Here is a 9,203-nt window from a genome sequence, read left to right as displayed (position 1 = left end):
TGCCCCTGGCCCGGACGGTCGCACCGTACGGCGAGAACCACGTCCCGTCACTACCGGTACCAGAACGGGCCTCCACCGATGTTCATACCGGGTACAAACCCCATCGAGTCGACCTTCTCCACCGTCCGGCTGCGGACCAAGGTCACCCGCACCGCCGCCCTGGCCATGGTCTTCAAGCTCGTCGAGTCCGCCCAGCAGCGGTGGCGGGCCGTGAACGCACCCCACCTCGTCGCCCTCGTCCGCGCCGGAGCACGTTTCGAAGGCGGCCAGCTCATCGAACGGCCCACGGAGCGAGCGGCATGACGGCCATCGGCCTGCGGCCGGCCACCTCCGCGGACAGCGAATACTGCTTCCAGCTGCACAAAGCCGCCATGGGCACCTACATCACGGCCATCTGGGGCTGGGACGAACAGATCCAACGCGACTTCCACGCCAACGCGTTCACCCCGGACCGATGGCAGATCATCACCGCCGAAGGCACGGACGCCGGCATGCTCCACGTCGAGCACCGCCCGACGGAGATCTACCTTGCGCGGATCGAGCTCCACCCTGACCACCAGGGACGCGGCATCGGCGGCCGGCTCATCCGCAGCTTCCTGCATCAGGCCCGCCAGCAGGACCGGGACCTCACCTTGGACGTCCTCGTCGTCAACCAGCGAGCCCAGGCCCTCTACCAGCGACTAGGCCTGCACGAAGTCACTCGTCACGGCGAGAACAACATCAAGATCAGGATGTCCACCAAGCCGCCTCAGACTGGCCTGATCCACAGACCTTGACAATGACTGGGGTGCGGACGCCAAGCCCCGAGCGGGACAAGCGAAGAGACCACCCCCGCGGATGAGGGGTGGTCTCTTCGGGCTATGCCGCGATCGGGCCGCACAGGAGCAGACCGGGCTGTCCGGGGTGTCCGGTTACGGAAGCAGTTGGCCACTCGTCTCCAGGCGCTTGGGTCGGCCGAGGGCATCAATAATCTGGATGGTGGTCTTGCTGTGGAGAGCGTCAGAGGTCTGCACAACGACGCTGGTGAGGCCGGGGGCGCTGGTCACTCCGGTGAGATTTTCGTCGGTCTGCCACACGATATGGCCGTCTCTCACGCGGAGTACCTGAAAGCCGTTGAAGCTGCCACGCCCATTCGGAGTCTCGACTATGAGTCGGCTACCGTCGCCAGACCAGCCCGCGACGGCGCGGTCGCCTATACGACCGATTGAAAGGGGCGTTCCGATCAGTGAGTACAGGTCGACGCTAGTCGGCACTGGAGGCGGAGCGGCCGCAACCGGCGCGACCCTGCAGATCTGTTGCGGCTGACCAGAGCGTTGCAAGGACGACTCGCAGGTTGCAGGCGAGGGGGACTGCGAGGGACGCGGGGGCTGCACGGCGTGCTGAATCGCCAGGTTGAGCCCGTTGGGGGCCACCACCACGGCGGTGACCACGTTCGGTGTGTCGGGGTAGTCCTGTTCGAAGAGCACCTTCTGCTTGGCCAGGCTCACCACCGCCAAGGCGACGATGCTGTTGTAGGTGGCCGTCAAGACCACTCGATCGGCGGCGAGGTTGCAGGACAGCAGGTTGTACTGGGAGGCGTGCACGTTGCCGAACAGGCCGGTAAAGGTGGCGACATGGAGGTGCTGCGGGCTGCCCACGTCGAACGAGCCCACCCGGATGGGCTGTGCATAGCCGTCGAGGAGGCCGCACATGCTTCGGCTGTCCGAAGCCCATCGCGTCGCCCCTAGCCCTGTGGGCATGCCAGATGCGGGCGGCAACGACCCGTCCGGCGCGATCAACGGCCGGCTGCACGCTTCGAGACAGGATGGAAAGATGAGTTGGCGGTCTGTGCGCTCGCCGGTGAACGTGAACGCCCGGGCACCGCAGTTATCCGGATCAGAGATGAAAAACACGGGTCCGGCCGAACCGGACCTTGACCCCGGACTAGGACTGACTTGGGCCGTTGGGCATTGGGCGAGCGGCGACCTTTTGCTCGCCCGACCGCACGCCGATGCGCTCGCCACCAGCAGAATCGCCAGTCCGGCCGAGAGGATCCGATGCGCGAACGCCCGCCGTCCCGTCATCTTGTATGGCCCCACTACGTCGCTCCCAGCCCGTATGCCAGCACGAACGGGCCAACTGTAGTGAGATCAATGACAAGACGAGCCGGATTCATTTGGAGCGCCCCAGCCCGGCCGTCGCTCACCGTACGGGCTCGGCGTACCAGGGGCTCGGCGAGCTGGTTCGCTTCGCCCGGCTCGCAACCGCGGCGAGGGCCTGGCGCTCGCCGCTCTCGCAGTTGGTCACGTCCCCCGTCGCCTCGTGCCGCCCACGTCGCTCGGCCTCTGAAGCCACAGGTCTTGACGATTTCTCCCGTCAGGTTCCCGACGGCCTGAACCCGCGCACGTCCACGGAGCCCAGCGTAGTGAATGCGAGCGGCGTGCACTCCGACATCGTCCTAGCCGGGAAGGAGGCTCAGAGGGCCATGTAAGCCTGCAACGAGTCTCAGACCCACTGGACCTCGGAGACGATGTGCGGGGCACTTCCACGGCCCGGCAATGGCATCCGGCAGGGCGGTAGCGGCACCGACGGGCGAGGGGGCGATGCGCCGACTGCAGCCAGTGCATCCGCCACCTCGTCCTCACTCACCCTCGCCATCGCCTCAATCACCCGATCGAGCGCCTCGCTCACGTCAGTGCGCGTGACCACTCGAAACCGGCGACGGGGCAGCGTTCTTGACCATCAGAGGAAGCAACTTCTTGCCGGTCGGGCCGATTTGTATGGCCGTATCCATCTGCGGGCAGATGGCGCAGTTGAAGAGCTCAGCCATCTGCCTTGGCTACGCCGATCGGGCAGGACACTCCGGTGCCGCCCAGCCCGCAGTACCCGTTCGGGTGGTGACTGCTCTCGCTTGACCAGGATGGATGTTTTGGCACGCACTGTGGGCTGCTCAGCCCTCGGCGAAGCACGCCGGCCATGCGGTGAGCGGCCCGCCGGACCCCGCCGTGGGACAGCCGGCCCTCCCCGCCAGGCCGAACGCCACTGGTCGCCGGAGCGGCGCGGTGTTGTCATGGGTAGGGAGACGGGTTTGGACGAGCGGCCGGGGAGGCCCGGGCTCCGCCCGCTCGCGAAGTGGAGGAGGCCGATGCCATGCTGCACCGCCGGACGGTCAGTGACGTGATGACTGAGGAGGTCATCACCCTCCGCCCCGACACACCGTTCCACGAGATCGCCGCCTTGCTGGACGCCAACGACATTGCCGCGGCCCCGGTTATCGACGACGAGGGCGCTCCCATCGGCGTCGTGTCCGCGTCCGACGTGCTGCGGCACGAAACCGGCATGCCCGACCCGCAGGGGCAGGACGGGAATGACGAGCACGCATGGGGCAAGGCTCGGGCCCGGACCGCGGGCGCGCTCATGAGCAGCCCCGTCTTCACGGCCCGTGCTGACTGGACGATCTCCCGGACCGCGCGTGAACTCCGCAGGCGGCACGTCAAGCAGTTGCCGGTGGTCGACGACCACGGGCTCCTGACCGGCATCGTCAGCCGCAGCGACCTGCTGGACGCCTTCATCCGCTCCGACGCCGAGATATGCGGCGAGGTCGAGCGGGACGTCCTGGGGCGCATCCTCGGTCTGGAAAAGGGCACCGTCGCGGTCGAGGTCCGGGACGGCGCCGTTACCCTGCGGGGTCACGTCCCGGAACCGCGTCTCGTCCCGGTGGCCGTGGGCCTGTGCCAGGGCGTCGACGGTGTCGTTGCCGTGGACGCCCAGCTTGCGGCCCCCCAGGCGGACTGATCGTTGTCCGCCGGCAGATCCGGGAAATCAAGCCGTACCGCCTGATCTCTTGGAGGCGAGTCACTTACTCTTCGGCGAACCTCGCGGCACCGATCGGGCAGGACACACCGGTCCCGCCGAGCCCGCAGGACCCGCCCGGGTTTTTGCTGTCCGAGAGGTACTGCTGGTGGTAGCCCTCCGCCCGGTAGAAGTCGTTCCGTTCTCACCGCAGGGGAGGTGCTTTCCCGACGGTGCGCGGGTGTAAGCGCCCCTCTCAGACACCCCAGGCCCTCAGGGCCAGCCACTTCGCAGACGATCTGTGGGACGCTTCCAGGGCCCGGCAACGGCGTCCGAGGCTAGGCCGGCGGCGCGTGCAGGCGAAGACGTGAAGCGTCGACCGCAGCAGCCTCGTCCTCGCTCCCCCGCCAGCGCCTCAACCACCCGATCAAGTGCCTCACCCACCTCAGTGCGCGTGACCGTTCGGTGCCGGTGCCACGTTCTTGACCGTGAGAGGCAGCAGCTTCTCACCGGTCGAGCCGACTTTGCGCGAACGTATCCATCTGCGGTCACACTCCGTAGCCAAACATTTGATCAAGAGAAAGGTTACGTTCGCCAAGGTGTTGCTGGAGCAGCGCGCTAGCATCCCGCATGCCCATTCCATGGAGATCCAGCGTGGACGTATTCGCGCGCATCTTGAGACAGTGTGCGGTCGAGCCCGATTCCGTACGCGATGTCGACGCCGCCTGGGATGCCTTCGGCGAGTTCCTCCAGATCGAGGTCGAAGGGATCGAGCAGCCTGAGAACGACCGTGACGGCTTCATCGTCGAATGGGGCAGGTGGGGCTGGAACGACGACCAGCCTGCGCTGTCCTTCGGGCGGTTGCTTGCGGTCAACGAAGCCGACGACCGTGATGACCCCGACCGGCAACCGGAGTACTGGAAAGTGGAGCTGCAGCTCATCTTCGGCGAGGACCCGGCCTGGGCAGATCTCGACAGCCTCGGGCACCAAGACACCGGGTTCGACTACGACGAGATCGGCGCGCCCAGGATCGCCGCGCTGGGAGAGATGCGCCGGTTCATCGAGTCCTACCCCCAGCTGGCAGCCATGTGGCGCGCCAAGCCCACTCGCAGCAGCTTGACCCTTGAGCGAGCGGGGTAGCTGCTGTGCCCAGACGGGACCGATCTGACCGCCTCAGCTATCGCCCGCGCCGCAGGAGTCGATCGCACCTTCCTCCACCGCCACCGAGACCTACTGGAGCGACTCCACTCCGCAGCTCGCGAACCCGCAGGTCCAGCACCAGCGAGCGCGCCAGCCATCACGAGGGCTTCCCTGCAAGCTGACCTCGCCCACGCCCACGCCCGCAACACCCGCCTCGCCACCCGCATCCAGCAACTGGAGAAGCGGCTGTCCGAAGCACTGGGAGAGCAGGTCTGGCGGGAGTCGGGTCTCGAAGCCCCCGGCGACATCCACGAACTCCTGCGCACGGTCACCAGAGTGGAACAGCACAACGTCGAGCTCTCCGCTCGGCTGGAAGAACGCGATGCCGAACTCACCGCCGCTCGAGCCGCCAACCGTGAGCTGACCGGAGCTCTGAACCAGCGTCCCTGATAGTCGGCTCAGGGCGACTCGGTGGTCGCCGGTGACCGGCCCGCGACCGGATGCGAGTCCGCAAGGCCAGAACGCACTCTCAGCAGATATACACTCAGAGTATATCTCCGGTGTATGGTCCTCGTATGAGTGTTCCTCTCACCCTGTTGGGGCTGTTGGAGCGGGAGCCGAGTCACGGCTACGACCTCAAGCGTGACTACGACGCTTTCTTCAACCGCGGCAAGCCGCTGCCGTACGGGCAGGTCTACACAACTCTTGGCCGATTGGCGCGGGACGGGAAGATCATCGCCGGCGAGGCGGAGCCCGGAGTCGGCCCCGAGCGCAAGCGCTACGTGATCACCGAGGCGGGGGCGACGGAGTTCGAGACCTGGCTCACCGAGCCGGTGGCCCCCGAGCCCAACCTGCAGACCGTGCTGTTCACCAAAGTCGTGCTGGCCCTGATGCTCGGCCGCGACGCCCAGCAGTACCTCGACACCCAGCGGGCCGCCCACCTGCAGCGGATGCACGAGTTGACCCGGCTGCGCCGCACCGGCCCGATCGTCGACGCCCTGCTCGCCGACCACGGCCTGTTCCATCTGGAGGCCGACCTACGGTGGATCGAGCTGACCACGGCCCGGATGGATACGCTCGCAGCGGCGGTGCGCACATGACCGCCCTGATCGAGGCCCGCGACCTCACTCTCTCCTTCGGCGAGACCCCCGCCCTGCGCGGCGCCAGCCTGGCCATCGAGGCCGGCGAGGTGTTCGCCGTGATGGGGCCGAGCGGCTCGGGCAAGTCCACCCTGCTGCACTGCCTGGCCGGCATCCTCACCCCCGATTCGGGCGAGGTGCACTTCGACGGACACCGCATCGACACCCTGAACGAGGCCGAGCGCAGCGCCCTGCGCCGCGACACCTTCGGCTTCGTCTTCCAGTTCGGCCAGCTCGTCCCCGAGTTGACCGCCGAGGAGAACGTCGCCCTGCCGCTGCTGTTTGCCGGCGTGCGCCGGGCGGCCGCGCTCGCCGAGGCCCGGCCCTGGTTCGCCCGGCTGGGCCTGGACGGCCTGGAGCGGCGTCGCTCCGGGGAGTTGTCGGGTGGCCAGGCGCAGCGGGTGGCTCTGGCCCGCGGTCTGGTGGCCCGGCCCAAGGTGCTGTTCGCCGACGAGCCGACCGGGGCGCTGGACTCGCTGACCGGCGAGCAGGTGATGGACCTGATGGTGGACGCGGCCCACGAGGAGGGCACCACCGTCGTCCTGGTGACCCACGAGCCCCGGGTCGCCGCGCACGCCGACCGGGAGGCCATCGTGCGGGACGGCAAGGCCAGCCTGCTGACGCCCGGAAGGATCGCCTCGTGATCGCCTTCGCGCTCCGCCTCGCGGTCAGCGGCGGCCGGGAGGCGCTCGCCCGGCTGGCCATGATCGCCGCCGCGGTGGCCATCGGCGTCGGGCTGCTGCTGTCGACCTTCGCCAGCATGAACGCCGTCGAGCGGACGAACCAGCGGCAGGTGTGGCTCGACACCGGCGCCGCGAGCCGTGGCGAGCAGGCGTCGGCGGACCCGCTGTGGTGGTGGCCGCACGGCGACTACTACGACGGCAAGTCCCTCACCGAGGTCGACGTCGCCGCGACCGGCCCGAACTCGCCCGTCCCGCCCGGCCTGACGCACCTGCCCGCGCCCGGCGAGTACTACGCCTCCCCCGCGCTGGCCCAGCTGATCCGCGACACCCCGGCCGACCAGCTGGGCGACCGCTTTCCCGGGCGTCTGACCGGCACGATCGGCGACGCCGCCCTGCCCTCCCCGGACTCGCTGATTGCCGTCATCGGCCGTGTCCCAGCCCAGATCAAGGGCGCACCAGGGGCGAGGGCGGTCACCACCATCGCCAGTACCCGGCCATCCACCTGCGACAACGAGTGCTGGGACCACGCCGTGCGCGGCGACGCGATGACACTCATCTCCTCCGTGGTGGCCGGGGCACTGATCTTCCCGGTGCTGATCTTCATCGCCACCGCAACCCGCCTGTCCGCCGCCACGCGGGAGCAGCGGTACGCGGCGATGCGGCTGGTCGGCGCCACTCCCCGGCAGGTGTCGGTGATCTCGGCGGTGGAGTCCGCGCTGGCGGCGGCCGCCGGGACGGCGATCGGCTTCGGGCTCTACGCCGCGCTGCGCCCGCTGGTCGCCACCGTTCCGCTCACCGGGCAGCAGCGGTTCTTCCTTTCGGATCTGACGCTCAGCACCCCGCAGGCCCTGGGCGTCGTCGTCGGCGTGCCGGTGGCGGCGGCGATCGCGGCGCGCCTCGCGCTGCGCCGGGTCACCATCTCCCCGCTCGGCGTGGCCCGCCGGGTGACCCCGCGCCCGCCGCGCGCCTGGCGGCTGGTCCCGCTGCTGGCGGGCCTTGCCGAGCTGGCGTACTTCGTCTTCGCCGGCCGTCGCCCGGCGACCGGGAACGGCCAGACGGCGGCCTACCTCCCGGGATTCCTAGTGGTGATGCTGGGCCTGGTGATCGCCGGGCCGTGGCTGACCATGACCGCCGCCCGGGCGGTGGCCCGGCGCACCCGACGCCCGGCCGCCCTGATCGCGGTGCGCCGCCTCGCCGACGACCCGAAGGCCGGCTTCCGCGCGGTCAGCGGCCTCGTCCTGGCCCTGTTCGTGACCACCGCAACAGTCAGCATCATCGGCACCATCAACGACTACCGCGACACGCTGGGCGGCGACCGGCAGACCCGGACGGTAGTGGAGGACGGCGGCGACGGCAAGGCGCCGCTGGCCGGGGCCATTCCGACGCAGCTGCTCACCGAGGTGCGGGCGATCCCGGGTGTGCGGGGCGTGGCCCTCGTCCACGCCAACCCCGACGGCATCGGCAAGGACCCGACCGATCCCCTCCCGCAGGCGCCTGCGCTGGTGTCCTGTTCCGACCTGGCGCAGACCCCGATGGTCGGCCGCTGCCCGACCGGAGCAAGCGCCACGGCCGTCGACTTCTACGCCTTCGTCAGCCTGCAGTCGCGACCGAGCTACCAGTGGCCCGCCGCCGCGATCAGCACGGCCGCCCTCACCAGGCTGCCCGTGCAGATGATCTACGTGGCCACCGACGGGTCGACAGTCGCCGTGGAACGCGTACGAACCCTGCTCACCACCGCCTACCCGCATCAACAGGCCCGCACGGTGGGCGACTGGGGCACCGACGTGCAGCAAGAGCTGGCCGGTTGGCGGCAACTGGCCAACGTGGTGCTGCTGACCACCCTGCCGATCGCAGGCTGCAGCCTGGCGGTGAGCGTGGTCGCGGGCCTGTCGGATCGCCGACGCCCGTTCGCGTTGCTGCGGCTCACCGGCGCGCCGCTGCGGTTGCTGCAGCGGGTGATCGCCCTGGAGAGCACGCTGCCGCTGCTGGCGGTGGCCGCGATCTCGATCGGTACGGCCTTCGCCGCCTCCGCCCTGTTCCTGAAATCGCAGATGCACTACGACCTGGTGTCGCCGGGCGCGGCGTACTACGCGCTCGTCGCCCTCGGCCTCGTCGCCTCGCTGGGCATCATCGCCTCGACTCTCCCTCTCCTCAAACGCATCACCGGCCCAGGGGCCGCCCGCAACGGCTGACCCGCCAACTCCTCGCTACGGCCCCGGACACCCCTCCAACGGCGTCCGGGGCTGATGGAGCTCTTCGCAACACGACAACTGTTGTCTCTGAATCCACAGCCAGGAGCCTTGACGATGTACATCCCTTCAGACCATCCGTCTGGTCGGCGTCGGGAACCTCGGCCCGATCAAGGCAGTGTCCTGCGTTGAAGGCTCTCCTCCCTGGAGGACCCCGTTGCTGATCTCTCATTTCGAGGGGTGGGTGAGGAGGCGGGATAAGTGGGTGGTGCGGGTGCGCT

At 68.9% G+C, this 9,203-nt stretch carries 8 protein-coding genes and 3 pseudogenes; 7 read left to right on the top strand and 4 right to left on the bottom strand.

Annotated features, from left to right (window positions below; genetic code table 11):
- Positions 1-303, top strand: a pseudogene (locus tag AB0M27_RS45290) (IS256 family transposase); the annotation flags it as partial.
- The gene (locus AB0M27_RS45285; RefSeq protein WP_365731811.1) at positions 300-776 is read left to right on the top strand and encodes a GNAT family N-acetyltransferase; all 477 of its coding nucleotides are present in this window, start codon (positions 300-302) and stop codon (positions 774-776) included. The pseudogene AB0M27_RS45290 and the gene AB0M27_RS45285, both read left to right, overlap by 4 nt.
- Before the next feature lie 135 nt (positions 777-911).
- Here the strand turns inward: AB0M27_RS45285 and AB0M27_RS45280 are convergent, their stop codons facing one another.
- From AB0M27_RS45280 to AB0M27_RS45270, 3 genes and pseudogenes are all read right to left on the bottom strand, one after another.
- Positions 912-1,691, bottom strand: coding sequence for a hypothetical protein (locus AB0M27_RS45280; RefSeq protein WP_365731809.1), 780 nt, complete (start codon positions 1,689-1,691; stop codon positions 912-914).
- 980 nt (positions 1,692-2,671) lie between these two features.
- Positions 2,672-2,809, bottom strand: coding sequence for a hypothetical protein (locus AB0M27_RS45275; RefSeq protein WP_365731813.1), 138 nt, complete (start codon positions 2,807-2,809; stop codon positions 2,672-2,674).
- Positions 2,802-2,876, bottom strand: a pseudogene (locus tag AB0M27_RS45270) (peptide-methionine (S)-S-oxide reductase); the annotation flags it as partial. The pseudogene AB0M27_RS45270 and the gene AB0M27_RS45275, both read right to left, overlap by 8 nt.
- A gap of 253 nt (positions 2,877-3,129) precedes the next feature.
- On the opposite strand from AB0M27_RS45270, the gene AB0M27_RS45265 reads away from it, so the two are divergent.
- The gene (locus tag AB0M27_RS45265) at positions 3,130-3,774 is read left to right on the top strand and encodes a CBS domain-containing protein (RefSeq protein ID WP_365731807.1); all 645 of its coding nucleotides are present in this window, start codon (positions 3,130-3,132) and stop codon (positions 3,772-3,774) included.
- A 64-nt stretch (positions 3,775-3,838) separates the two neighbouring features.
- On the opposite strand, the pseudogene AB0M27_RS45260 reads toward AB0M27_RS45265, so the two are convergent.
- Positions 3,839-3,964: pseudogene (locus AB0M27_RS45260) on the bottom strand (peptide-methionine (S)-S-oxide reductase); the annotation flags it as partial.
- A gap of 461 nt (positions 3,965-4,425) precedes the next feature.
- Here AB0M27_RS45260 and AB0M27_RS45255 point away from each other — a divergent pair.
- From AB0M27_RS45255 to AB0M27_RS45240, 4 genes are all read left to right on the top strand, one after another.
- Complete coding sequence (locus AB0M27_RS45255; protein WP_365731805.1) at positions 4,426-4,911, top strand: hypothetical protein; 486 nt, start codon at positions 4,426-4,428, stop codon at positions 4,909-4,911.
- A gap of 575 nt (positions 4,912-5,486) precedes the next feature.
- Positions 5,487-6,011 carry a PadR family transcriptional regulator gene (locus tag AB0M27_RS45250; protein WP_365731803.1) on the top strand — a complete coding sequence of 175 codons (525 nt, stop codon included), beginning with the start codon at positions 5,487-5,489 and terminating at the stop codon, positions 6,009-6,011.
- Positions 6,008-6,694 carry an ABC transporter ATP-binding protein gene (locus AB0M27_RS45245; RefSeq protein WP_365731801.1) on the top strand — a complete coding sequence of 229 codons (687 nt, stop codon included), beginning with the start codon at positions 6,008-6,010 and terminating at the stop codon, positions 6,692-6,694. The genes AB0M27_RS45250 and AB0M27_RS45245 overlap by 4 nt, the downstream gene beginning before the upstream one ends.
- The gene (locus AB0M27_RS45240) at positions 6,691-8,925 is read left to right on the top strand and encodes an FtsX-like permease family protein (protein ID WP_365731799.1); all 2,235 of its coding nucleotides are present in this window, start codon (positions 6,691-6,693) and stop codon (positions 8,923-8,925) included. The genes AB0M27_RS45245 and AB0M27_RS45240 overlap by 4 nt, the downstream gene beginning before the upstream one ends.
- The last annotated feature ends 278 nt before the right edge of the window (positions 8,926-9,203 follow it).

The organism is Streptomyces sp. NPDC052107, from assembly GCF_040680215.1.
In the GTDB taxonomy this organism is placed as follows: domain Bacteria; phylum Actinomycetota; class Actinomycetes; order Streptomycetales; family Streptomycetaceae; genus Streptomyces.
This window is presented reverse-complemented; position numbering and strand designations above follow the sequence as displayed.

What these genes read in the sequence shown, in the direction of transcription:
- AB0M27_RS45280 (WP_365731809.1), bottom strand. Translation starts at nt 1,691, where the DNA reads ATGTGCGGCCTCCTCGACGGCTATGCACAGCCCATCCGGGTGGGCTCG.
- AB0M27_RS45265 (WP_365731807.1), top strand. Translation starts at nt 3,130, where the DNA reads ATGCTGCACCGCCGGACGGTCAGTGACGTGATGACTGAGGAGGTCATC.
- AB0M27_RS45285 (WP_365731811.1), top strand. Translation starts at nt 300, where the DNA reads ATGACGGCCATCGGCCTGCGGCCGGCCACCTCCGCGGACAGCGAATAC.
- AB0M27_RS45275 (WP_365731813.1), bottom strand. Translation starts at nt 2,809, where the DNA reads ATGGCTGAGCTCTTCAACTGCGCCATCTGCCCGCAGATGGATACGGCC.
- AB0M27_RS45245 (WP_365731801.1), top strand. Translation starts at nt 6,008, where the DNA reads ATGACCGCCCTGATCGAGGCCCGCGACCTCACTCTCTCCTTCGGCGAG.
- AB0M27_RS45250 (WP_365731803.1), top strand. Translation starts at nt 5,487, where the DNA reads ATGAGTGTTCCTCTCACCCTGTTGGGGCTGTTGGAGCGGGAGCCGAGT.